The organism is Bifidobacterium callitrichidarum (assembly GCF_003129905.1).
Taxonomy (GTDB): domain Bacteria; phylum Actinomycetota; class Actinomycetes; order Actinomycetales; family Bifidobacteriaceae; genus Bifidobacterium; species Bifidobacterium callitrichidarum.
Map to the genome: position 1 here is coordinate 1 of NZ_QFFM01000030.1, position 23,270 is coordinate 23,270.

The window sequence follows — 23,270 nt, forward strand, 5'->3', positions numbered from 1 at the left end:
GTGGGGGTGTTGGCGTTGGCCGCGATGACGGCGTCGCTGCCGCCGCGGGGATCGGATACATTCATGATGTTCTCGTCAGTCATGGTTCCATCTTCCCGTGAGCGGCGCGAAAACGCCAGCATTGCAGGCTATTGCGCCTTGTGAGAAACCTCACCGGCCGGCGTACCGGTTGCGGACAGGCCCTGTGCGTTGTGGACGAAGATGCGGTTCCAGTAGGCGAGCATGTCCTCGCGGCTCATGGCCAGGTAGATGCCCATGGCCAGCACGGCCACGTCCTCCTTGAGCAGGTCCTTGATTTCGATGGTGTCGCTGAGTTCCGGCCAGCGCTGGAGCACGGCGAGCATGCCGCCCACGGTGAACTCCACCATGAGATCGGTTTTGAGGCTGATGTGCTCGGGGTTGAGCTGAAGCATGCTGAGCATTTGCAGACGGGCGAAATCACGCAGGGATTCGGTCAGATCCAGCGTGCTGTGCGGGCCGGCGAGCAGGGCCAGGCGGTCGAGGCGCTGGCGTGGAGCGGGGGCGGCGAGCAGCGCGGTGATGCGTTCGCGCCACTGCTCGCCGGGATTGCCGTTCGGATCCGGGGCTTGGGGAAGCGGGATGGCCTCCACCTGATGCAGGATGGCGGAATCGGCTAGTTCGGGCAGGCCGGAGAAGTGGTAGTAGAAGGAATTGCGATTCACGCCGGCCTCGCGCACCACGTCCGTGACGGTGATCTTGCGGTAGTCGCGGTCGGCCAGCAGCTCCCAGAAGGCGTTTTCAAGGCGTTCCTTGGCCGGGAGTACTTCGGAATCATGGCGTGGGCGTGGCATCGTTCCCTCTCTTCGCTGGTTGTGTTGGTCATGCTGTCTAAATAATTTATTGTACAGTATACCCAATTACGGAATATCCGATTGCGGAGGGTGCGCTGGCTTGGATGCGAACGGCCTTACTTGGCCGGAAGACTGCGGTCGTCGTTGGCGGCGGACGCGCCGCCGCCGGTCGTTGCCGTAGGCTCGGAATCGGCCGAACCGGGCTTTTCGGCCTTCTGCGCCGCGGATCCGGTCGTCGTCGCGCGCTTGCGCTTGGCGGTGGACGCCTTGAACAGAATCGCCAACGCCTCGGTCAGATGCCGGCGGTCCTCGGGTGTGAGCCCCACGTACGCGCCCAGCATGGAGGGAATCGCGGCGGGGAGGTTGCCCATCAGGTCGCTCAGACTGGTGGCGCCGTTCGCGTGCAGCACACGGAACAGCGCGTCCACGGCACGCTCACGCTGCTCCGGGGTCAGGGCCGCGATCCAATGGTTGAGCTGCTCGTTGAACAGTTGCGAGCTGGAGCTCAAATCAGGTTCGGTCACGAACCGGTCGCCGTCCACCAGCCAGGTGTACGCCGAATGCTGCATGATGCCGTCGGAATCGGACGAGACCACGCGGCAAGGCTCGGGCGTCTCGAAGACCATGCCCACGATCGACGAATCCGGCACGATCTTCGTCACCTTCGGCTGCACGGCCTGATACGCCGGACTGGTCACGATCTCCGGTGGGAAGCCGGGGCCGTCCAACGAGTAGATGTGCTCGATGCGCCGCTGCACCTTGGGCTCGGCGTTCATGGCCGAGTAGATCGCCAGATTGCCTCCCTTGGAGTGGCCCACCAGAATGATCGGCCCCTGCCACAGGCGCGCCACCGTATCCAGATAGGCGCTCGCCGCGCGTTGGGCCGGCACCGGGTACTGGAAGGACATGTTGAAATCCTCTTTCCAGCCGATCAGCGAATCATCGGTGCCGCGGAAGGAGATGACGAGCGTGCCTTTATGCGTGGGATTGCGGCGGTTGCGGCCGTCCGGCAGCTGGAACGTGGCCGCTGCGAACTGCGTCTGTTCGCCTCGGTTGATGTGTTCGACCACCGCGCCGAGACGCACGTCCGCGAATCGCGGGGACAGGGCGCACGCCTCGAACAGACGGTGGGTCAGGCTTGGATCGATGACCGAAACGACTTGCGGCTCGTGCGGTTTGTCGTCCGCGTCGGTGGTGAGCGAGCGGTGCAGTTCTTGGTTCGCGTCCGCAAGGCTTACCGACTCCAACGCCGGATGCCACAGCGCCCTGAACCAGATGAGCGGGTGACGAGGCTCAAACGCGCGGATGCGGGCCGCGAAGGAACTGCCTGCCGATTGCGGCTGCGATTCGTCCAGCATGAGCGTGGGGCAGATCGCGGCCACGTCCTCGTAGATGAGCGTGCCGAAGATCAGCGCGTCCACCTCGTTGAGCGGCAGTTCGGCAAACGTTCGCGTCTCGGTGCGCGCGTATTCGATGATGTCGCCCATGCCGCTGCCCTCCTTTGGTGTGCTTCGGTCCGTTTCGACGCTCCTGCCGGTCCTGCGCCGGTTTGCATACGTAAGAAAAATTCTACGATTCCGCCGCGCGCGGCTTCCCGACGATGCTCCCACGGCGAACATCCCCGCCCGTTTTCCCGCCATAATTCCCGGTGATGTGGGGTATGACGGAGATGGTACTCGCCGGTCGTCTTCCTATAGGTCGAAACGGGAGAGGTCCACGCCTTCCAGGTCGAGGAGAGTGGCCTTGATGTCGAGGCGGCCGCCGTAGCCGCCGAAGGAACGGCCGGAGCCGACCACGCGGTGGCAGGGGACGATGATGGTGATGGGGTTGCGCTTCACCGCGCCGCCCACGGCCTGCGCCGCCATACGGCCGCCGCCGCGTCGCTCCGCCAGTTCGGCGGCGATGTCGCCGTAACTGACCGTCCGGCCGTACGGGATTTCGGCGATGAGGGCCCACACCTCATGCTGGAATGGCGTGCCCTGCGCGTGGAGCGGGGGAGCGGAACCGAAATCGGGGTGCTCGTCGGTGAAGTAGGCTTTGAGCCAGGCGCCGGTCTGACGGAAGATATCGCGGGCGCCTTCGGACGCGCGGTGTTCCGGTGCGATAAGGACAACGGTATCCAAGTGCGCATCGCCCGCTGCGGCCGTGTTATCGGGGATGCTGGCGGCTGTGGCGTCGCCGGTCGCGGTTCCGCAGTCGTCGTCGTTCCGGCTTTTCGCCCACCACCAGTCCTCCAGACACAGTTCGGTCAGCGCCGTGCCGTCGGACGCCATGTGCATGCGCCCGATCGGTGTGACGACCGTGGCGGAATACGAGGGGTGTGCGGGCTGCACCGGCCGTGCGAATCGTGCGGATTGGGACATGACACCCATTATGCGTCGGCATAACCGTCGAGCAACGGCAACGCGGACGATTGATTCGGTCTGCCGTAGACCGTAGAGCAAAATCCTGTGCCGCAAACGCAGGATTCACGGCGGCACTCCAGGGCGGCTACAGTGGAGCCATGGGCAATCTGCTTGAATACGTGCGCACCGAGTTCCGCACCTTCGCGGACAAGCCGTTCTCCGCAGTGGACTCGCTGGTCCTGTCCGATTTCTCCTACGTCCATCCGCCCATGGCCGTCGTGCCGGCATTCGACGCGGCCAAAACCGTGGCTACCGTGCCCTTGGGCGCGATGCTGCGTGCCGAGGACTACCCTGACATGTTCTGCGCCGGCTCGGAATCGGTGAACCGCGAACGGCTCGACCTGCTCCGTGCGCTCGCCGAATCGCCGCGATGGCGCGGCCTGGCCATCGGCGAATCCGCCGAGCACACCGATCCGGCCAGCGAAACGCAATTCGCCGCCATGACCTTCGACCTGACCGACTGCACCGGCTACGGGTCGCGCAACCCCACCCTATACGTGGCGTTCCGCGGCACCGAAGGCACACTTGTCGGCTGGAAGGAGGACTTCAATATGGCCGTCACCTTCCCCGTGCCCGCGCAACGGTTGGCCGCCGACTATCTCCGATCGATCGCCGTACGCAGTGCCGGGCCATTCGGCGGCAATCCCGTGCAACTCATGGTGGGCGGCCACTCCAAAGGCGGCAACCTCGCCACCTACGCCACGATGATGCTGGAACAGCACGGCGAAACCGGCCGTGTCTCACGCATCTTCTCGCATGACGGGCCGGGATTCCCGGCTGCGGTCGTGCAGTCGGATGGCTATCGGGACGTCGAGGGGCGAATCGACAAGACCGTGCCGGAATCGTCGATCATCGGCATGCTGCTGGATTCCGGCGCCCAGCGGACCGTCGTGCGATCGGATGCGGTGAGCATCCTGCAACATATGTGCGGCACCTGGCAGATCGCGGACGGCGAGTTCGAGACCGTGCCCGAGCTCACGCGCGGCGCGCAGCTCATCGACCGGACCATCAGTGGATGGCTGGACCGCATTCCCGAGGAACGCAGGCGCATCGTGGTGGACGAGGTGTACGGCATCTTCGCCGCGGCCGGGTATGGCCAATTCGCGGATCTGGCCCAACATTGGACCGAAGCGCTGCCGAAGATCGTGGCAGCCGCCCGCGGGACCGATCCCGAGGCCCGTGCGGTCATCGCGAGCGTGCTCAAGGCGATTCCGCAGTCGGCCGCCAGGTCGCTGAAGGACGAGCGCTGAAAGTGAGCGGTCGTCCCTGCTTCGACGGCCCTTGCCTTGGCGGGGCTCATGGTCAGGCAAATAGTCAGGCAAATACGACGAAACGGGCCGGCGGCGCCGAAGTGCGCTACCGGCCCATTTCCGTGAGAGCTTATGCGAGGCTATGTATGCCTATACGTATCGCTCGGTCACTCGGTCGCTGAGGTAAGGATCAGGCCTCAACGAACTTGAGGAAGGCGTCGGCCTCGGCGGCGAGCTTGGCCTTGTCCTCGTCGGAGAGGGCCAGCTTGCCGGTGCCCCAGGCCTCCGGAGCCAGGGCCACGCCCACCTGCTCGGACTCGGGCAGCAGCTCGGCCTTGTTGAAGCCCAGCACCTCGTTCAGCTTGGCGCGGGTGCCGGCGCCGGCGGACTGGCCGGCCACGGCGGAGATGGCGATCTTCTTGCCGGCCAGCACGGAGGCGGACTCGGCCGGGAACGGCTCGAGCGGGCGGGACAACCAGTCGAGCAGGTTCTTCAGCACGCCCGGGTAGCTGTAGTTGTACTCCGGGGAGAAGATCCACACGCCATCGGCCTCGGCGACGGCCTTGCGGGCCTCGGCGACGGCGACCGGCGGGGTCGGGAACTCCTCGTCCTGGCTGAAGAACGGCACGTCGGAGTAATCCAGGAAGCTCACCTCGGCACGGTCGCCGATGAGGGCCTTGGCCTCGTCGGCCAGCTGGTCGTTGAAGCCGTACTTGTGCAGGCTGCCCACGATGAACAGAAGCTTGGTCATGATGTTTCCCTTCGTTTTATTGACTGCCGGATGCCGTCCGGCGGCGCGGCCGACGCGCTGCGCCCGAGGCGGCATTCGTATCACCTTCAGTATTGTGCGATTGTGCCGCGGACACGCTTCACCTTGGGTGAAGAATGGCGGAATTCTGCGGTATTGAATAGGTGGTACTGTGTCGTTTGGTTGATACAGGTTTTGGCTGATACAGGGTGATGCCGGGCGGTGGACCCGTGCGCCGGCTGCGGTACTGCGGCGTTTCGGAATGCCGACCCTGTCGGAAAGGATGCGACGATGGCTTCCATCGATGGTAGCGCGACCGGTTCGATCGTGCTTGCTGGTGCTGATGCAGGTGCCGATATGGGTGCTGATTCGGGTGTGGATTGCAGGGCATGTGCCAGAACGGATGTCAGCGGTTCCGACGGCATCGTGGCGCGGTTCACCGGGCTGATCCGTTCCGGCGAGTTGCCGTCGGGCGCCGAAATGCCGTCGATCCGTGGTCTTGCCGCCGAGCTTGGCGTGGCTCCGGGGACCGTGCGGCGGGCGTACGGCGAGCTGGAATCGCAAGGGCTGATCGTTACGAGCGCCGGCCGGCCGTCCCGTGTGGCGGAGCAGGAGGAGGCGCCGTGCGAGGTGCTGGCCGCCGTGCAGGTGCTCGTGGCCGCGGCGCATCGGCAGGGCGTGAGTCGGCGTGAGGTGCAGGACGTGATCGGCACGATGTGGGATATGCCGGCGCCCGAATTGTGAGATTATGGAATGCGGATTGGAATGGATTGGGGTGAGTTGGAGGTCGTCGGGCGGGTGCTCGTGGTGCGGTCTGTTGCTCGCGACACTCCGAAGTGCAGGTTGATTTGCGATTGAAATGTGACTCGATTCAGGTGGTTTGAGGTGATTTGCGTCTGATGGTGAAAATCCAAAAACCGCGGAATTTCGCCGAGACACGCCGTAAGATGCATTTTTTCGCAAAAGCGCGTATCTTATTCACCTGTTGCTTCTCGCAAGCGACATGCGGACATAGCTTAGTTGGTAAAGCGCAACCTTGCCAAGGTTGAGACCGCGGGTTCGAGTCCCGTTGTCCGCTCTCAGAAGGCCGGCCACTCGGCCGGATGACCTAGACCCGGGCGGTTGGCGCAGAGGTAGCGCACTTCCCTGACACGGAAGGGGTCACAAGTTCGAATCTTGTATCGCCCACTCACATACGGCCGGCAGGCGACTGCCGGTTTTGTTATGTGCCCTTGGGCGATTGGCGCAGCGGCTAGCGCACTTCGTTCACACCGAAGGGGTCGTAGGTTCGATTCCTACATCGCCCACCCTTCATCTCCCGCCAAGTTTGGCGGGATTTTTTGTTATCGGACGAAACGGGGAGTGCCCGCGTCGATTTCTGGGCATATACCAGCCAGTTATTCTGTGCATACACGTACCACAAACGAATTTCTGGGCATATACGTATCACGAAAACCAGGGAGACGGGGCCTTCGTGGTACGTGCATGCACAGAATCGAGAATGGCGGTCGATTCATGGTAGGTATATGCCCAGAAACGGCAGTGGTGCAGACGGAATCCCTGTGATTTCTCACAATCCCCGGCGTTTGAGGGCGGCGACGATCTGCACGTAGAACTCGCGTACATCGAATCCGGGGATGTTCTCGCGATTGAGGTCGATCATGTCCGCATGTGAGATGCCGCGCATGCCGTTCGGCTCCAGCCAAGTGAACTGTTCGCCCCAGGGGAACGACGGTTGGGCCACGAGCCCGTCGTTCGGTCCGTCGAACCACTTGACCAGCGGGTACGTGAAGTTCAGCGGGAACTTGCCGGTGGTGGCGTGCGCCAGTTTCGAGCCGACGCTTTGGCAGACGATGCCGGCGAAGGGATCGAAATCCGCCGGCCCGGCAGCTGGCCCGTACGCTGGTACGGGGAATTGCGGGTGCGGCGATTGCGGCGTCCGAATCCCGGCGTCGCGTGGCACGGCATCACCGCCGGCGTTGCGTCCGCGCGTGCCGCTCAGCTCCGCCCGGTCGCCGATTTCGGCATTCAGTCGCGTGCAGCCGGCCTGAGTCAGGTCATGCACCGCGGCCATGAAGTCGGGCTTGGTGTCGCCCAATCGTGCCGCCGCGGCGTTGTACGTGGCCGCGACCTTGTGCTGAACAGGCAACGGGATGTTGGTCAGCAGATAGTCGGCGAACCCGCAGCCGCGATGCGGCGTGTTGATGGTGGTAAGCGAGGCCACGAACGGCGCCGCCCCGCAGCGGGCGATGGCGTAACGCATGTCAAGCCCGCCCTTGGAATGCGCGATGACATTCACCTTGCCGCATCCGGTCGTCTCCACGATATGCCGGATGCGCGCGGTCAGCTCGCGGGCGGAATCCGGCACGGACGCGGCCGACTGATGTTCGCCGTAATAGATCGTGGCGCCGTTGCGCTGGAGTTCCGCCGGGATGCGGCCCCAGTAGTTGAGCAGTGCGGTATCGCGGAAGAACACGCCATGCACCAGCAGGACCGGGTGTCGCGTGGCGCAGATGCGTTCGGATGCCCGCGCGCGGTCCAGCTGGTCCTTGGCGGTCTCGAATCGCACTTCCTCGCCGACCGTGCGGATGATGAGTCGCAGTGCGATGAGGTTTGCGATGGGTATCCAGCCGCACAGTATGCCGATCACGCGGATTTTGAGGCCGAGCTGCACCGACGTGACGTATACGGTGATGATGCCGATCCAGAAGACGATGGATTCGATGACGATTACGGCTGTGAGCCCCGCAGTCCAGACCGGCCACGCCGTGCCCCATGGCGCTGGCCATGATATGGCGAGCATGGTGATGAGCGTTGCCGCGAGCCCGATGGTGGTCATGAGCGTGGTCCACCAGAACAGCCTCAGCATGTTGACGCCGAACCTGCACGCGGTGATGCGACCGGTCATATGCCCCACTGTTCCCCCTACGTTGACGGCCATGTCAATCTCAGTCTATTCACCGTAGCGCCGCGGCGGTGCGGTCCGTAGATGAACTTTGCGGGAACGACGGTGCATGGGCCGGCTAGGGTAGTGGCCATGGCTGCGTTTACCGATGTGATCTTCGATTTCTGCGATGTGCTGGTCGATTGGAAACCCCGCGTGCCGTTGGAGGGGCAGGCTCCGGCCGAGGTCATCGACCGGCTGTTCGACCGCGCTGATCCGTACGGCTTCTGGCATTACGATGAGCTGTCCGATCTGGGTTGGAGCGAGGAGCGGATTCTCGTCGATTATGCCGTGCATCATGGGCTTGACGACTCCGGTAATGGCGAGGGTGACGACGGTGATGGTACGACGGCTGATACCGCCGCCTTGCGGGCGTTCCGTCGCTACTTCGAACGGCAACGTTTGGCCCTGGTCGGCATGCTGCCCGGCATGCCCGAACTCCTGCGTGACTTGGACGCGGCCGGGGTGCGTTGTTGGGGTCTGACCAACTTCACCGTCAAATACGTGGATGCGGCGCGCGAGATGTTCCCTGCGCTGCGACTGCTCAAGGACGTGGTGGTCTCCAGCGCCGAACGCATTCACAAACCGGATCCGGAGATCTTCCGCCGCGCCATCACCCGATTCGGCGTGGAGCCCGCGCATACGGCCTTCGTGGACGACAAGCCATGGAACGCCGAAGCCGGAACCGCGGAGGGCCTGACCGGCATCCGTTTCACCGACGCCGCGTCGTTGCGGGCGCGGCTGTTGGACTGAAAACGATTCAGTCGGATTCGGTCAAGATTCAGCCCAATAACTGTGCCGCAAACAATTGTGCCGGACCGCGTGCGTTTGCATACAGGTCCGGCACAGAGGCGACCGTCACGACTTCGTATCGTGCGTATCGGCAGCCTTACGTAACCTTGCACAGCCTCACGGCAGCTGCAGCGGCTTGTCCTCCTCGCGCGGATGGGACTTGCGCCACCAGCGCTGCACGAAATACGCGGCGTAGCACACCACGATGAACACGAGCTCGGCCCCCAGCGCGAACCGCTGCTCCTTGTCGAAGAAGACCAGCAGGAACGATGCGGTGCACAGGATGAACGCCGCCCACGAGGTCCACGGGTAGCCGGGCGTCTTGTACTTGAGCTCGTCCGCGGAATGTCCGGACGCGATCCAACGCTTGCGGAACACGATCTGGCAGTACGCGATCGCAATCCACACCACCACCGCGGACAAGCCGGAAAGCGCCACCAGCACCAGGTACACGGTCGAGGCGGCGATCACCGAACTCAGCAACGCCAGCAGACCGCCGGCCATCGCGGCGCACAGGGCCAGCATCGGCACGCCATGACGGTTCGTCTTGGCGAACCAGCGCGGGATCATGCCCTCGTTGCCCATCGACCACACCATGCGCGTGGAGGCGTACAGGCCGGAATTCGAGGCGGACAGCACGGCCGTGAGCACCACGAAGTTCATGATGTCCGCCGCGTACGGGATGCCGATGGAGCTGAACACGAGCACGAACGGGCTTTCGCCCACGCCCGCCTGACGCCACGGAATCAGGGCGCTCATCACCACGATGGAGCCGATGAAGAACAGCACCAGACGCCACAGCGTGGTGTGGATGGCCTTCGGTACGGCGGTCTCGGGGTCGCGTGTCTCTCCGGCGGTCACGCCGATGAGCTCGGTGCCGGAGAATGCGAAGTTGACGGTCAGGATCGTGGCGAACACCGGCATGAAGCCGTTCGGGAAGATGCCGTCCTTGGTGAGGTTGCCGAACAGCGGAGCATGGTCGTAGCCCTTCATCGGCAGTACGCCGAAGATCGCCAGCAGACCGATGCCGATGAACGCGCAGATGGCGAACACCTTGATGGAGGCGAACCAGAACTCGGCCTCCGCGAAGAACCGCACGGACAGCGCGTTGAGCGTGAAGATCAGTATGATGCAGGCCGCGCTCCATATCCAGGTGGGCGTGTGCGGGAACCACCGTTGCATGAGCAGGCCGGCCGCGGTGAATTCGGAGCCGAGCGCCACGGTCCAGGTGAGCCAGTACTGGATGGCGATCACGAATCCGGTGCCGGGGCCGATGAACTTCTCGGCGTACACGTGGAACGAGCCGGTCACCGGCATGGCCACCGACAGCTCGCCGAGGGTCAGCATCACGAGGTACACGATGACCGCGCCGATGCCGTACGCCAGGATCGTGCCGATCGGACCCGCCTGCTGGATGGTGTAGCCGGAGCTCAGGAACAGGCCGGTGCCGATCACGCCGCCCAGCGAGATCATCTGCAGGTGGCGTGATTCCATGCCGCGCTTGAGATTCGTGTGCAGTGCGTGCTTGGTGTGGTCTTTGCCGCCGGTTTCGCGGTTGGTTCCGGTAGCGGTCGCGGGTTCGCCGGTGCTCGACGCGGCGGGAATCGATGACGATGCCGCTGCGGGCTGGGACGGCGACTGCGCCGTCGTATCAAGGTCGGGTTGGCTCATGCTGCTCTCTCTGACATGCGTGTTCCATGGCGGCCGCCTCAAGACGGCCCGGAACAGTATACCGGCACGGGGCTACGCGGTCAGACGACTCCGTACGGCTTCGGTGATGGTCACGCCGCCCAAAATCGCCATGATGCCGGCGGACACCAAGCTCAGGATTCGGCGCGAGCGGCCGGACTTGAGTCTGCCGGCGAAGAACGCGGCCATGCATGCCAGCGTGATGAGCACGGTCATGCTTTCGACGAAGTGGATGAGTCCGAGCGAGACGCCCATCTGCAGATGATCCACGCCGGGCACCAGGAACTGCGGGATCACGGCGATGTAGAAGACGCCGATCTTCGGATTGAACAGGTCGGTGAGGAAGCCGCGCACGAACGAGGAGACGATGGGGAAGCGGGAGTCCGAGGCTTCGGTTGGTGCAAGTTGCGAAGCGCGCTCCTGTGATTGCTCGGCTTTGCGCTCGTCCTTCGGCTTACGGACCAGGCTGACCGCAAGATACAGCAGATACAGTCCGCCGAGCAGTCGGATGGCGTCATAGGCGACGGGCAGGGCGTTGATGATGGCGGCAAGGCCCACCGCGGCCGCCACCGCCCACACCAGCACGCCGAACGAGATGCCGCACGCCGCCGCGATGCCGCGCCTGCGGGTGGTGTTGATGGTCTCGTTGACCACCATCATCATGTCGAGTCCCGGCAGCAACGCCATCGACCCCGCCACCAACGCGAACCCCAGCAATGCCTGTGCGTATGTCATGGTGATGTGATGCCTCCTTCACTGCCGTGGCTGTCTTCCGCCCATTGAACCCGCCTTTCATTGGCGACATGTTACGGATGGTGGTGCAGTTAAGTCATGTTGACGTCATTTTGATTTCGTTTATATTCGGAATAGAATACAAATGAAATCAAAATGGTGGAGGTAGGTCATGGTCACGTCAACATATCGGGTGGATGCGGATTTGAAGAAGCAAGCAGCCGAATTGTACGAATCGATGGGCATGAGCCTGAACACCGCAATCAACGTATTCCTGCGCCAGTCGGTCAAGGAGCAGCGTATGCCCTTCCAGCCGAGCGCCGCGCCTGTAGCTCCGGCATTGCCCGAAGCGGGTACGGTTGCGGCGAATGGAGTAGTGTATCAGGGGCTGGACGATCGAGGGTATCCGATTGTTTCTATTCCCGGCAGAATGATTGCCGAGCCAAAACGTGACGCGGACGGTACGCCGGTGCTGCCGCAATCATGGAAAGACTGAATCATCATGTCTGACCGTCCTGTTCTGAAACCTGTGCCGGAGATTTTGCGCACGTTCGATGTGTACCGCATGCCAGTCAGGTTCGAGGAGGACAAGACCCGTTCGCGCAACCACTATGTCACGTGCATCGTCATCGACGTGGATGGTGATGGTGGCGTAGCGGTGAAGCTGACCAGCAATCCGAAGTGGGAAGGTGCCGGTGACGTTCAACTGCTTGATTGGGAGCAAGCTGGTTTGACGCACGTTACCACCGCTCGCTGTGCGCAGCTGGTTCGTTTCAAACGCAAGGATTTGCAAGGATATACGGGAACGCTGAGTAGGGAAGACGCCATCAGGCTGGTGGGTGCGCTGAGCAGCGTGCCTCCTGATGAATCTATCTGGCTGTGATTCGGTCCGTTGAGGGCTGGCTTTGAAAGAAGCCGGGGACGATCTGAATCTGCATCCTGTTTCGTGTCGGACAAACCTGAAGAAAGCTTGGGAACTTTCATTGGGTTTTATGAAATTGGCCGATACTCCATGGTCTGCGCGTTAGGGTTATGCGCTTGGAATCCGTGGGGGAGGATGGCATGCAGAACTCCGTATGGATGAAAACGGTGATGGAGTGGTCGTTGGTCCGTGGTGCGCTGCCGCGGACCGTATTCGGCGTGACCGCAGTCGTCGCGGCCGTGCTGATCGTGCTGATGCTCGTGGATGCGGTACGCGATGTCGGCCGGAACGGCGGTCGAAGTGAAGCGTTGCGCGGCTCCGTCTGGTTGCGGCCGTTGCCGGTTTCGATCATCGCCATGGTGATATGCGAGGTGCTCGGCACGGTCGCGGCATGGCTGGTCTCCGACGTGTTCGTGGCGTTCGGCGTCTCGCTGGGCTGGCCCGTGATCTTCACCGTGGGCGCCGGACTCGCCGCGCTGGGCTTTGTGTTCACCGCGGCCTTGCGTACCCGTCGTCTGCGTCGAATCTGCGCGATCGTACTGATCCCGCTCATCATACTGTCCACCGGATTGGGCGTGGACGGCATCTACGGCGAGTACCAGACCGTCGGTAGCCTCGTGGGATACACGCCCTATGCCTCCATCGATTCGATCGATGTCCATAAGTCCTCGATGAGCGTGGAGCAATGGCTGAACAAGGCGCAGCAGAACGCCCTGCCGGACATGCCGAAGCAGGGCAAGGTGCTCACCGTGGATATCCCGAACACCAAATCCGGTTTCACGGCCCGCAAGGCGATGATCTACCTGCCGCCCGCGGCGCTGAGCAAGCAACCGCCCGCGCTGCCGGTGATGGAGCTGCTCGCGGGCCAGCCCGGCAGCCCTGGGCGACTGGTCGCCGCCGGCGGCATCGCCGCGATGATGAACACGTACGCCGCCAGCCATCATGGCCTAGCCCCGATCGTGCTGGTGCCCGACCAGAACGGCGCCGACACCCACAACAGCCTGTGCGCGGACACCACCCAGGGCAAGGCGGAAACCTATCTGACCCAGGACGTGGTGGCATGGGCCAAACGCACCCTGCCTGTGGCCAAGAAAGCTTCGATGTGGGCCATCGGCGGGTTCTCGCAGGGCGGCACCTGCACCACCCAGCTTGCCCCGCGTCACCCGGACATTTACGGCGCCATGCTGCCGGTGGACGGCGAGCTGAAGCCGACCAGCGGCACCGTCGACGAGATGGTCCAGAACTACTTCGCCGGCGACCGTAACGCCTATGACGCGCAGGTGCCGGTCAACGCCATCGCCGCGACCGGTTCCTCCAGCCAGGCGCTGTTCGCCGGTGCTGGCGAGAGGGACGCCGAATCGATCAGGAACATGCGCACGATCGCGGCGGCCGCTCGCAAGGCAGGTATGGAGGTCACGGAATTGCTGGTGCCCGGCACCGGCCACGACTGGCACGCCGTGCAGGCCGTTTGGAAGCCCGGACTTGAATGGTTCGGACAGCGAACCGGATTGGGAGCCATGACGAAATCAGTGAAGGAATACAGTCAAGTGGAGGTGCTGCAATGAGCGGAACCGTAATGAACACAGCGGCGAATGCCGCAACGAACGCCGCAACAGCCACAGCAACGAACACCGCGACGAACAAGCCGAAACAAGCCCCGCGCCGCCCGGCCTCCTCCCACGCGGCCGGCAACTGGAAGGCGTTGGCCGACGACGCGCGGCGCTGGGCGCGTGGCCACCGTCTCTGCGTCACCGCCACCGCCGGATTGGTAGTGCTGAACCTCGTGGTCTGGCTCGTGGCCGCCATGGCCGGATTCGCGTTTCCGCTGCGCCTGAGCACCAGCATGGCCGAATTCAGCTTCGGCAAACTCGTCGCCACCCTGTTCCTGGCCCGCGGCGTGCTGCAGCTCGTCATCGACGCCGTGCTATGGATCGTCATGCTGTCCATCGCCGAAACGCGATTGGGGCGTCGCCTCACCATCATCACCGCGTTCACCTGCGCCGTCATCGGCATCTTCGTCGGACTCGCCCTGTGCTCGGCGATCGGCTGGATATTCCAGGATTCCAGCTTCGTTGCGCGGATGGGATTCACGCTGAGCCCGCTGGCACTGCCGATCGGCGCGATGATGGCGGCCAGCGCACGGTGCAGCCATCTGTGGCGTCGCCGCATACGGATCATCGGTTATGCGGCAATCCTCGTCGTGCTGCTGTACAGCGGCAACCCCGGCGTCTACTGCATTCTGGTCGCCGCGCTCGCCGGGCATATCGCCGGACACGTGATGGCGAAACGTTCTGCTTCCTCCGCTGCCGAATCAGCTGATTCCTCCTCAACGGCCGAAATCGGCTGGCATTGGCTGCGCAGCACCTCCTTCGAGGCCCGCAGGATGTTCGCCGCAATCGCCGTGGTACTGGCGCTGGGCCCGGTCGTCGCCATCACCTCGCACAACCATGCCGGCCCGCTCAGCACCATCGGCCTGCTGATGAGCCCCGTCTCCGCCGACGACGGTACGTTGGCCCGCTGTCTGGCGGACGCCACCCATGACGGCTGCTTCCTGCAGTTCGACCTGATGCGCGCCTCGATGCCGGGGGCCGTGCTGCGCTCGCTGCTGCCCACGGCCGTCATGCTGGTGCTGGCGTGGGGCCTGTACCGGGGCCGCCGTTTCGCCGCCATCGCGACCGTGGGAATCAACCTGGTCGTCGCGGGGCTCGCCATTGCCTACTATCTCGTCGTTCCGCTGAGTTTCGCGCCGGACGGCATGGCGTCGCTGATGGAGCATGGCGCGCTGTCCGCATGCGTGGCGAACACCCTGCCTCCGCTGGCGTTCGCCGTCGCGTTGATCGTATCGATGCGGCATTTCCCGGTTCGTATCGGCTGGCGTCGTCTCATCGGCGGCATCGGGACGATGCTGGTGACCTTGCTGGCCTGCGCCGGCGTGTACCTGCTGTACGGACTGGCCCAGCCGGACGAATTCTCGCCGAACGCCACGGCCGCATCGTTGCTGGCCGAATTGCCGGGCCGGTTCCTGCCCATCGGATTCCTGAGCCATATGAAGTTGTCGTTCGTGCCGCGCACCCCGATGGCGTCCGTGATCTACCAGGGTGTCGGCCTGGTGTTCTGGATTGTGGTGCTGGGCGTGGTGATTCGTTGGATGGGCGATGTCACCCGTTCCAATGAACGTGCGCAGGAACGCGCCGGCCGGTTGGTGGAGACCGGCGGTGAATCGATGAGCTTCATGACCACATGGGAGGGTAACAGCTACTGGATGTCACCCACCGGCAAATCGGCCGTGGCGTACCGCGTGCTCAACGGCATCGCCCTGACCTGCACCGGACCGTTCGGCGACCCCGCGGAATGGAAGGACGATCTGGTCGGCTTCACGCAGTACTGCGTCGAACAGTCCTGGTCGCCGGTGTTCTACAGTGTGCATCGCGAACAGCGCGATCAACTGGTGGCAAGCGGCTGGCAGTCCATCGAGGTCGGCAGCGAGATGGTGGTCGATCCGCGTGCGTGGAAGACCACCGGCAAGAAATGGCAGGACGTGCGTACGGCCATCAACAAGGCCAAGCGCGACGGCATCACCGACGTGCAGTCCACGTTCCTGGAAGCGCCGCTGGACGTGCGCGAGCAGATCGAGGACATCTCCGAGGAGTGGGCGCAGCTCAAGGCGTTGCCGGAGATGAAGTTCACGCTCGGCGGCGTCGAGGAGCTGCGTGATCCGCGCGTGCGGCTGCTATACGCCGTGGACGCGGACGGCCGCGTGCTGGCGGTCACCAGCTGGCTACCCACGTGGCGTGACGGCCGCGTGATCGGCTGGACGCTCGATTTCATGCGTCACCGCACGGACAGCCCCAACGGCATCATGGAGTTTCTCATCGCGCGCATGGCCGAACGTCTGCGCGACGACGGTCAGGCCGATCCGGAGCATGCCGTGGAGTTCATGAGTCTGTCCGCCGCGCCGCTGGCCGGCATGAATCCCGAGCGGGACAACCGGAGCGGCGATGGCGATGCCGGCGCGGGCGTTGGCGGTGCCGCGGATGCCGGAAACGCAGCTGCGCCGGACGAGGGCGTGCAGGTGCTTCAGCACGCGCTGCAGATCGTGGCTGACTGGATGGAGCCGGCCTACGGATTCCACTCGCTGTTCAACTTCAAGCGCAAGTTCCAGCCCGCCGAGGTGCCCGTGTACGTGTGCTATCCCGATCCGGCCGCGCTGCCGACCATCGGGCTGGCGGTGGTGCGTGCCTACGTGCCGTCCGTCACGCCCGCCGAAGTGACCGGCATGCTCAAGACGTTGCGCGCGTAGCCTCGCCCGTGATAACGACTGTCCCCCAAGACGATGGGAGAGTATCGCCTTGGGGGGACAGTCATTATCACATCACTGAGTCGGTCAATCAGGCCTTGGTCGGATCCTTCTGAAGGAAGAGGAAGACGAGGGCCACGACCAGCAGAATCGCGATGGACAGCACGCCGAGCGATGCGTTGCCGGTCAGGGACGTGGTGGTGGCCACGAGGAACGTGCCGAGGATGGAAGCCGTCTTGCCGAAGATATCGTAGAAGCCGTAGTACTCGTTGGCGTGCTCCTTGGGGATGATCTTGCCGTAGTACGAGCGGGAAAGCGCCTGGATGCCGCCCTGGAACATGCCCACCAGAATCGCGAGGATCCAGAACTCGAGCGCGGACTTCAGGAAGAACGTGGCGAAGAACACGATGCCCATGTACGCCGCGACGGCCACCGTGATCATCGGCTTGCAGCCGAACCGGCCGGCCAGCCGACCGTACAGGATCGCGCACGGGAACGCCACGAACTGCGTGACCAGCAGGGCCACCACGAGCTGCGTGGAGTCGATGCCAAGCTGCGTGCCGTAGGACGTGCTCATCGAGATCACCGTGTTCACCGCGTCGATGTAGAAGAAGAACGCCACCATGAACATCCACAGCGGCTTGTTCTTCACGATCTTGCCGAATGTGGAGCCCAGCTCACGGAATGTGCCGCGGATCGCCTCGCGCGCGTGGTCGCGGGTGGCGCGGTAGTGCACCTGACGGTAGCTGGTGATGAGCGGAATGGTGAACGCCACCCACCACACGGCGGTGATGACGAACGAGGCGCGCGTGCAGGCCACCGTGGACCAGCCGAACAGCGCCGGGCCGCCGAAGATCAGTGCGATGCAGACGATGAACGGCACGGTGGAACCCACGTAGCCCCAGCCGTAGCCGTGCGAGGAGACCTTGTCCATGCGCTCGTTGGTGGTGGTGTCGATGAGCATCGAATCGTAGAACGTGAGCGAGCCGTTGAGACCGATGGTGGCCAGCACGTAGACGATGAGGAACGGCAGCCAGGTCAGCGGCAGCGCCATCGCGCAGCACATCACCACGCCCGTGCCGAAGAAGCCCAGGAAGAACTTGATCTTCATGCCCTGCACGTCGGCGATGGAGCCGAGCACCGGCATCAGCAGGGCGATGACGAGCGAGGCGATGGTCTGCGCGTACCCCCATGCGGACACGATGTTGCCGTCCGCGGGCATCAGCGACTTCGCGTAGATCGGGATGACCGCGGTGGACAGCAATACGAACGCGGAATTGCCCACGTCGTAGACGATCCACTTTTTCTCGTGTGCGGACAGTTTGCCGTTTGCGCCGTTCTGCGGCGGCGTTGCGATGCTGGCAGCGCTCATAATGCTCCTCGGATTCGTTGACTGCATTCCATCGTAAAAGCCGAGGATATGGGCGAAGTGCCGTTTAAGTTGAACGGAGCGTGAACAATATTGGGGCCGAGCCGTGAAGCGGGAAGCCCAGTGGGCTTCCCGTAAGCGAGGTAAACGACGCCCCTGTGGAGAAGACTCCCCTCAGTCACCTACGGTGACAGCTCCCCTCAAAGAGGGGAGCCGAGGTGATAATCGCTACTGCAGCAGGGCGGCGGCCTCGTCGTAGTCGGGGCATTGGGGCACGCCGTTGACGCTGTGCGCGATCGCCACGGACGTCGCGGCATTGGCCACCTTCACCGATTCCGCCAGATCACGCCCCTCGGCCAGCATGGCGCACATCGCGCCGGTGTGGCAGCCACCGGCCGAACGGGTGTGTACGGCCTTGGTGGGGAATCCCTCGATATGCGTGGTCTCGCCGCCTGGTTCGCGCACCCATGCGCCGCGAGAGCCCACACGCACCACCAGCGGGGCACGCAGCGTGGAGCCCAAACCGTCGCACAGCTGGTGCATGAAGTCGTCCAGTCCGCCGCCGATGGTCACCTTGCTGTCGTCGATCGGTGCGCCGAGGCGTTCGGCCAACGTCATGGCCTCCTGGCGGTTGCAGGACCAGATCGGGCGTGCGAGCACCAGATCCTCGAGCATGTGGTCGTTGACCAGCCGCAGTGTGTTGGTGGGGTTGATGACCAGCGTGTAGTCGCGCTTGGCCGGGTCGGTGCCGGCCTTGAGCAGGAAGCCGTCCACGCCGGTGGCCGTGTGGTCCATCAGCGTGTTGCCGCTGATGTGCACCACGTCGTTGGCCTGCGGCTCCAGCATCGCGAAGGTGTCCGCATCGCCGTGCGCCTCGGCGCCGTAGGAGGCGATGAAGGTCTTCTTGTGCGAATCGGTGGGCTCCTCGGCGCTCAGCACCACGCGGAAGCCGGAGTCCTCGTCCAGACGGTCCTGACCGATGTGCGTGATGCCGTTGTCCTGGAAGGACTGGCGGATGAAGTGCGCCCACAGGCCGTTGCCCAGGATGCCGGCATGCTCGGCCGGAACGCCCATGCGGCTGGCGGCCTCAAGCACGCGGTAGCTGCCGCCGATGGAGGGCTTGGGATGGTCGGCCACGGCGAATCCGCCTTGCGGTGGCACCTCGTCCACGTTCATCATGATGTCCACCCAGACCTGTCCCAAGGAAATCACGCTGGGCTGGTGGGTACCGATTCCACGCCGCAGATTCAACATCGCAGCCTCCTTCGTTGGAAAATCGAACGTCCTGGGCCCCTTCGTCCCTGACGTCTCTTATATGCAGATTATATGGGAGCGATGCGTGCGTGGAATGGACAAATCGCCGCGCATTATTGGATAAGCTGTATGGTTTACCGGTGTTTCAGGGGGATTTCAGGGAGGCTGTGGCTGGTGTGAATCGGCTCACAGCGGCCTCGTCGTGTTTGCGGCATGCATGTTTGCGCCGCGCTTGCGGTGTGACGCGCTCACAGCATGACGAGTGCGAAGTCCACCAGCAGCTTGACGCCGTACAGGGTGATGACGCCGCCGCACACGCGGTTGAGCACGTCGATGATCTTCGGGCTGAACTTGTGCGCGAAGGCGTTGACGATAAGCGTGACGCCGAGGAACCACAGCACGGAGGCCGTCTCGACGCCGGTGATGAACGGGGTGGTCTGGCCCGCGCTGAGGGTGGCGGCGAACGCGCCGAGCATCAGCGTGCCGTCGATGATGGCCTGCGGGTTGAACCAGGTGACGGCGCAGGCGGTGCCGATGGTGCTCAGCAGGCCGTGCATGCCGAGATGCTGAGCGGGTGCGGCGGTGGGCGCGACCGCGGCGGAGGCGTCCGCGCGGGCCGCGATTGCCGGCTGGGTGGACGCGGTGGTGCCGCTGACGGCTTCGGCACGTCCATTGCCGTCCGCTTCCTTGCCGGAACCGTGGCGCTTCGGCAACACCAGGCCCATGCCGATACGTACCACCACAAGTCCGCCCAGGCCCAGCACGATGGTCTCCAGCCAGGGGTGCGCCTGCATGAGCGCGCCGATGCCGAAGAAGCAGGAGAGCGAAAGGGCCATGTCGAAGCAGATGACGATGAGCGCGGTGATCAGGGCGTTGCGGCGCGTGCGTGTCAACGCCGAATTGATGACGAACAGGTTCTGCATGCCGATCGGCGCGATGTACGCCAGTCCCATCGTCAGTCCCTGAATGTACAGACCCATGATTCCGTTCCCTCTACCCTCTGTTTGGTTGGGTCATATTCACCCAACCAAAACCAGCCAAACCTTGTCCGGCTGGTTATTCGTTCTTGGATTACCTATGCCGGAAATCCCTTATGTTTCAATACTGTTGCTCTATGGTATGCAGTAGATTACACTTGGCAACCAGCCAAGTGATGCTTGTTGTACCCAACCAAATCTTCGGTAATGGTCGGGTGTTCATAGAGGGAGAGGAGCCGACCATGGCCCGTAGCGCACCGCTGGATATCGACTGGCGGCCGGACCGCGAGAGCGGCAAGCCGGTCACCGAGCAGATCGTCGACTACCTGTGCGGTCGCATCGCCTCCGGCGAGTGGCCCATCGGCTCCCGACTGCCCAGCCAACGCGCCATGGCAGAAAGATTCGGCGTGAACCGGTCCACCATCATCGCCGCCATCGAGGAACTGACCGATTACGGCATCGTGGAAGGGCGTCACGGCGCCGGCACGCGCATCGCCAGCAACACCTGGTCGCTGATGCTGTCCGGCGCGCCGGACTGGGCGGACTACGTCTCCTCCGGATTCTTCAAGGCGAACAACGACACCATCCAGGCCATCAATAGGTTGGAATTCGACCCCGCCAAAGTGAGGCTCGGCACCGGCGAGCTCGACCCGAGGCTGTTCCCGCGCGATATGTGGCGGCGCGTGGCCCGCGAGGCGGCCGACGAAATCGACTCGCTCGGCTACCCGCCGCCCGAAGGCTTGGACGTGCTGCGCGAAGCCATCGCCGTTCACATGAAGCAGTGGGGCGTCGACTGCCGGCCTGAACAGGTGCTTATCTCCTCCGGTGCTCTTCAGGGGTTGCAGATGATCTCGATGAGCCTGCTGTCCGCCGGTTCGACCGTCTATGCCGAAGCGCCCAGCTACATCAAGTCGCTGCAGGTGTTCCAGTCGGCCGGCATGAAGCTCGCCGGCGTGCCGATGGATGCCTGCGGACTGAATGTGGACGCACTGCGCGGCGTATTGCCGGCCCCGGACGTCGTGCCGGGTGCCCCTGCACGAGGCGGTGCCGTGCTGTACACCATTCCGACGAACCACAACCCGACCGGCGTCACGATGCCCGCGGACCGCCGCCGCGCGCTGATCGATGCGTGCGTGGAGCGTCGCCTGCCCATCATCGAGGACTGCGCGTACCAGGATCTGGTGTTCGAGGGCGAGACCCCGCAGTCCCTGAAGACCTACGACAGCACCGGCATGGTCATCACTCTGGGCAGCGCCTCGAAATCGTTGGCGCCGGGCCTGCGCATCGGCTGGATCGTGGCCGACGAACGCATCGTGCACCGGCTGGCGGACGTCAAGATGCAGATGGACTACGGTGCGAGCACGCTCAGCCAATGGGTGTTCGCGCGATTCCTGACTTCCGGTCTGTATTCCGAATATCTGGACACGCTGCGTGCCGAGCTGCGCCGGCGCCGTGATGCGGCGCTGGGGACCCTGGACGGATTGTTCTCCGGCAGGGCGCATTGGAACGTGCCCCACGGCGGCTTCTACATTTGGCTCACCTTCGATGAGCCGGTAAAGATGGGCCGGCTGTTCCAGCGGGCCAGCGAGCGCGGCGTGCTGCTCAATCCCGGGGACATCTATGACTTCGAAAGCAACAATGCGCTGCGTCTGAGCTACGCCTACGTCACGCCCGAGGAGTTCGCGCGGGCCGCTGCCGTGCTCGCCGAACTGGTGTGAGCGGGTTCCGGTCCCGGTTCGGGCGTCGCCTTCCGGCGGTGCGTCGGACGCGCCGCGCGCGGCATGATACACGCAAGAGTTGCGGTTGTCAGTATTGAGCTGTATATTTGTGAAGTTGTGTGTTCGGCATGTCGGGTAACACCGCCGGTTGGACACGGAAAAGACTTGACACAACAAGGTTTAAGGGAGTCCATCATGGCAGCTCGTTGCGCAGTGTGCGGTAAGGGTCCGCAGACCGGTTACACCGTTTCCCATTCGCACCGTCGTACCAAGCGTAGCTTCCGCCCGAACCTGCAGTCTGTGCGCACCACGATCGACGGCGAGAACACTCGCCTGCGCGTGTGCGTCAATTGCCTCAAGGCCGGCAAGGTTCAGCGCGTGGCCGCGTGAATCGCGTACTAACGTACTACGTCTCAAAACCCGCTTGAGCTTCGGCTCGGCGGGTTTTGTTGTTTCCGCAGGTTTTCCGCGGTGTGGTGATCCACGCACGGTGTGGTGATCCACGCACGGTGTGGTGATCCACGCACGGTGTGGTGATTTCCGCACGGTGTGGTGGCTGAGGCCCTGGGAGAGGCGTGGACATCAAACTTCAATAGAATAGGCAGCTATGAGCATTACGTTGAGCACCGCACTGGGGTCGTTGATGACCAACAAGCGACGTGTGTCCGCGCTCAAATCATTGGGCGTCACCACGGTGGGCGACGCTCTGACCTACTATCCGTTCCGCGTCACCGATCCCGTACGTCTGCAGACCATCCGCGAGGCGCAGATCGGCCAGCAGATGGCGTTCGTGGCCACCGTGCGCGATGTGCGCGTGGTGCCCGGCCGTATGCTGCGCGTCATCGCCACGGTCGACGACGCCGATTTCGCCCGAACCCGCAATATGCCCGGAGGCACGGCGCAACTCATATTCTTCGGTGGACGCAAGAACTACATCGATTGGGTGAGCATGCGGCTCAAATCAAGCCCGATGCTGGTGGTCTCAGGCACGCCCAGCGAATACATGGGCCAGCTGCAGTTCACGCACCCGGATTTCTTGACCGTGGCACCGCCCGCGCCCGCATCCGCTGCGGTGGCCGGCGCCAAACCCAAGTACGACGCCGATTCCCTGGAGGATGCGGTACTGCGCGTCACCCGCCCGCGCCCGGTGTACCATGCCAGTTCACGCATCTCCTCGGCGCATATTCACGATACGATCCTGGGACTGCTGTGGATGATGGGCGCGCGCACGTCGTCCACGCCCGAAGGACTGCCCGTCGCTGCCGGCGACGGTACGCTGCCGACGAGGAATACGGGTGCCATCGCGCCGAGCATGGCGGAGACCGGAATGGCTGGGACACCCGGAGTGCCCGGCACGACCG

General features: G+C 63.7%; 19 protein-coding genes, 3 tRNA genes and 1 pseudogene. 13 read left to right on the top strand and 10 right to left on the bottom strand.

What is annotated here, in order from left to right:
* Nucleotides 1-128: 128 nt before the first annotated feature.
* The 3 genes from DF196_RS11315 to DF196_RS11325 all read right to left on the bottom strand — a co-directional run bounded on the left by DF196_RS11315 (nucleotide 129) and on the right by DF196_RS11325 (nucleotide 3,091).
* Nucleotides 129-812, bottom strand: a complete 684-nt coding sequence (locus DF196_RS11315; protein WP_109057911.1) for a TetR/AcrR family transcriptional regulator — start codon at nucleotides 810-812, stop codon at nucleotides 129-131.
* 116 nt (nucleotides 813-928) lie between these two features.
* A complete protein-coding gene (locus DF196_RS11320) occupies nucleotides 929-2,299 on the bottom strand; it encodes a DUF2974 domain-containing protein (protein ID WP_109057912.1) in 1,371 nt (456 codons plus the stop codon).
* Nucleotides 2,300-2,503: 204 nt separating this feature from the next.
* Nucleotides 2,504-3,091, bottom strand: a complete 588-nt coding sequence (locus tag DF196_RS11325) for a methylated-DNA--[protein]-cysteine S-methyltransferase (RefSeq protein ID WP_421728489.1) — start codon at nucleotides 3,089-3,091, stop codon at nucleotides 2,504-2,506.
* A 224-nt stretch (nucleotides 3,092-3,315) separates the two neighbouring features.
* Between DF196_RS11325 and DF196_RS11330 the strand changes: the two genes are divergently transcribed.
* Nucleotides 3,316-4,467 (top strand): Mbeg1-like protein, encoded by a 1,152-nt coding sequence (locus tag DF196_RS11330; RefSeq protein WP_109057913.1) that lies wholly within the window; start codon nucleotides 3,316-3,318, stop codon nucleotides 4,465-4,467.
* 190 nt (nucleotides 4,468-4,657) lie between these two features.
* On the opposite strand, the gene DF196_RS11335 is transcribed toward DF196_RS11330, so the two are convergent.
* The gene (locus DF196_RS11335; RefSeq protein WP_109057914.1) at nucleotides 4,658-5,218 is read right to left on the bottom strand and encodes an NADPH-dependent FMN reductase; all 561 of its coding nucleotides are present in this window, start codon (nucleotides 5,216-5,218) and stop codon (nucleotides 4,658-4,660) included.
* Nucleotides 5,219-5,506: 288 nt separating this feature from the next.
* Here DF196_RS11335 and DF196_RS13990 point away from each other — a divergent pair, with 288 nt between their 5' ends.
* The 4 genes from DF196_RS13990 to DF196_RS11355 all read left to right on the top strand — a co-directional run bounded on the left by DF196_RS13990 (nucleotide 5,507) and on the right by DF196_RS11355 (nucleotide 6,522).
* Entirely contained in the window at nucleotides 5,507-5,959 is a 453-nt protein-coding gene (locus DF196_RS13990) for a GntR family transcriptional regulator (protein ID WP_241519707.1), read from the top strand.
* A gap of 261 nt (nucleotides 5,960-6,220) precedes the next feature.
* Nucleotides 6,221-6,293 (top strand) — tRNA-Gly (locus tag DF196_RS11345).
* Nucleotides 6,294-6,331: 38 nt separating this feature from the next.
* Nucleotides 6,332-6,403: transfer RNA gene (locus DF196_RS11350), tRNA-Val, on the top strand.
* 46 nt (nucleotides 6,404-6,449) lie between these two features.
* Nucleotides 6,450-6,522, top strand: a tRNA-Val gene (locus tag DF196_RS11355).
* Nucleotides 6,523-6,785: 263 nt separating this feature from the next.
* Here the strand turns inward: DF196_RS11355 and DF196_RS11360 are convergent.
* The gene (locus DF196_RS11360; protein ID WP_241519708.1) at nucleotides 6,786-8,123 is read right to left on the bottom strand and encodes an esterase/lipase family protein; all 1,338 of its coding nucleotides are present in this window, start codon (nucleotides 8,121-8,123) and stop codon (nucleotides 6,786-6,788) included.
* Nucleotides 8,124-8,252: 129 nt separating this feature from the next.
* Between DF196_RS11360 and DF196_RS11365 the strand changes: the two genes are divergently transcribed.
* A complete protein-coding gene (locus tag DF196_RS11365; protein ID WP_109057915.1) occupies nucleotides 8,253-8,912 on the top strand; it encodes an HAD-IA family hydrolase in 660 nt (219 codons plus the stop codon).
* Nucleotides 8,913-9,068: 156 nt separating this feature from the next.
* Here DF196_RS11365 and DF196_RS11370 read toward each other — a convergent pair whose 3' ends face one another.
* Nucleotides 9,069-10,622 carry an amino acid permease gene (locus tag DF196_RS11370; RefSeq protein WP_109057916.1) on the bottom strand — a complete coding sequence of 518 codons (1,554 nt, stop codon included), beginning with the start codon at nucleotides 10,620-10,622 and terminating at the stop codon, nucleotides 9,069-9,071.
* Nucleotides 10,623-10,694: 72 nt separating this feature from the next.
* A complete protein-coding gene (locus DF196_RS11375; RefSeq protein WP_109057917.1) occupies nucleotides 10,695-11,375 on the bottom strand; it encodes a LysE family translocator in 681 nt (226 codons plus the stop codon).
* Between the two features lie 169 nt (nucleotides 11,376-11,544).
* Between DF196_RS11375 and DF196_RS11380 the strand changes: the two genes are divergently transcribed.
* The 4 genes from DF196_RS11380 (at nucleotide 11,545) to DF196_RS11395 (ending at nucleotide 16,594) form a co-directional block, all read left to right on the top strand.
* Nucleotides 11,545-11,868, top strand: coding sequence for a type II toxin-antitoxin system RelB/DinJ family antitoxin (locus DF196_RS11380; protein ID WP_109057918.1), 324 nt, complete (start codon nucleotides 11,545-11,547; stop codon nucleotides 11,866-11,868).
* 6 nt (nucleotides 11,869-11,874) lie between these two features.
* Nucleotides 11,875-12,255 (top strand): hypothetical protein, encoded by a 381-nt coding sequence (locus DF196_RS11385; RefSeq protein ID WP_109057919.1) that lies wholly within the window; start codon nucleotides 11,875-11,877, stop codon nucleotides 12,253-12,255.
* Nucleotides 12,256-12,434: 179 nt separating this feature from the next.
* Nucleotides 12,435-13,859: an alpha/beta hydrolase gene (locus DF196_RS11390; protein WP_109057942.1), complete on the top strand. Its 1,425-nt coding sequence runs from the start codon at nucleotides 12,435-12,437 to the stop codon at nucleotides 13,857-13,859.
* Nucleotides 13,856-16,594 carry a bifunctional lysylphosphatidylglycerol flippase/synthetase MprF gene (locus DF196_RS11395; protein WP_241519709.1) on the top strand — a complete coding sequence of 913 codons (2,739 nt, stop codon included), beginning with the start codon at nucleotides 13,856-13,858 and terminating at the stop codon, nucleotides 16,592-16,594. The genes DF196_RS11390 and DF196_RS11395 overlap by 4 nt, the downstream gene beginning before the upstream one ends.
* An 88-nt stretch (nucleotides 16,595-16,682) precedes the next feature.
* Here the strand turns inward: DF196_RS11395 and DF196_RS11400 are convergent, their stop codons facing one another.
* The 3 genes from DF196_RS11400 to DF196_RS11410 all read right to left on the bottom strand — a co-directional run bounded on the left by DF196_RS11400 (nucleotide 16,683) and on the right by DF196_RS11410 (nucleotide 20,194).
* Nucleotides 16,683-17,963 (bottom strand): MFS transporter, encoded by a 1,281-nt coding sequence (locus DF196_RS11400; protein ID WP_109057921.1) that lies wholly within the window; start codon nucleotides 17,961-17,963, stop codon nucleotides 16,683-16,685.
* 225 nt (nucleotides 17,964-18,188) lie between these two features.
* Nucleotides 18,189-19,214, bottom strand: coding sequence for a PfkB family carbohydrate kinase (locus DF196_RS11405; protein ID WP_109057922.1), 1,026 nt, complete (start codon nucleotides 19,212-19,214; stop codon nucleotides 18,189-18,191).
* A gap of 248 nt (nucleotides 19,215-19,462) precedes the next feature.
* A complete protein-coding gene (locus tag DF196_RS11410; protein WP_109057923.1) occupies nucleotides 19,463-20,194 on the bottom strand; it encodes a LysE/ArgO family amino acid transporter in 732 nt (243 codons plus the stop codon).
* 239 nt (nucleotides 20,195-20,433) lie between these two features.
* Here DF196_RS11410 and DF196_RS11415 point away from each other — a divergent pair, with 239 nt between their 5' ends.
* From DF196_RS11415 to DF196_RS14235, 3 genes and pseudogenes are all read left to right on the top strand, one after another.
* Nucleotides 20,434-21,909, top strand: a complete 1,476-nt coding sequence (locus tag DF196_RS11415; RefSeq protein WP_109057924.1) for an aminotransferase-like domain-containing protein — start codon at nucleotides 20,434-20,436, stop codon at nucleotides 21,907-21,909.
* A gap of 195 nt (nucleotides 21,910-22,104) precedes the next feature.
* Nucleotides 22,105-22,299: a 50S ribosomal protein L28 gene (rpmB, locus tag DF196_RS11420; RefSeq protein WP_109057925.1), complete on the top strand. Its 195-nt coding sequence runs from the start codon at nucleotides 22,105-22,107 to the stop codon at nucleotides 22,297-22,299.
* A 217-nt stretch (nucleotides 22,300-22,516) separates the two neighbouring features.
* Nucleotides 22,517-23,176: pseudogene (locus tag DF196_RS14235) on the top strand (ATP-dependent DNA helicase RecG); the annotation flags it as partial.
* Nucleotides 23,177-23,270 lie beyond the last annotated feature (94 nt).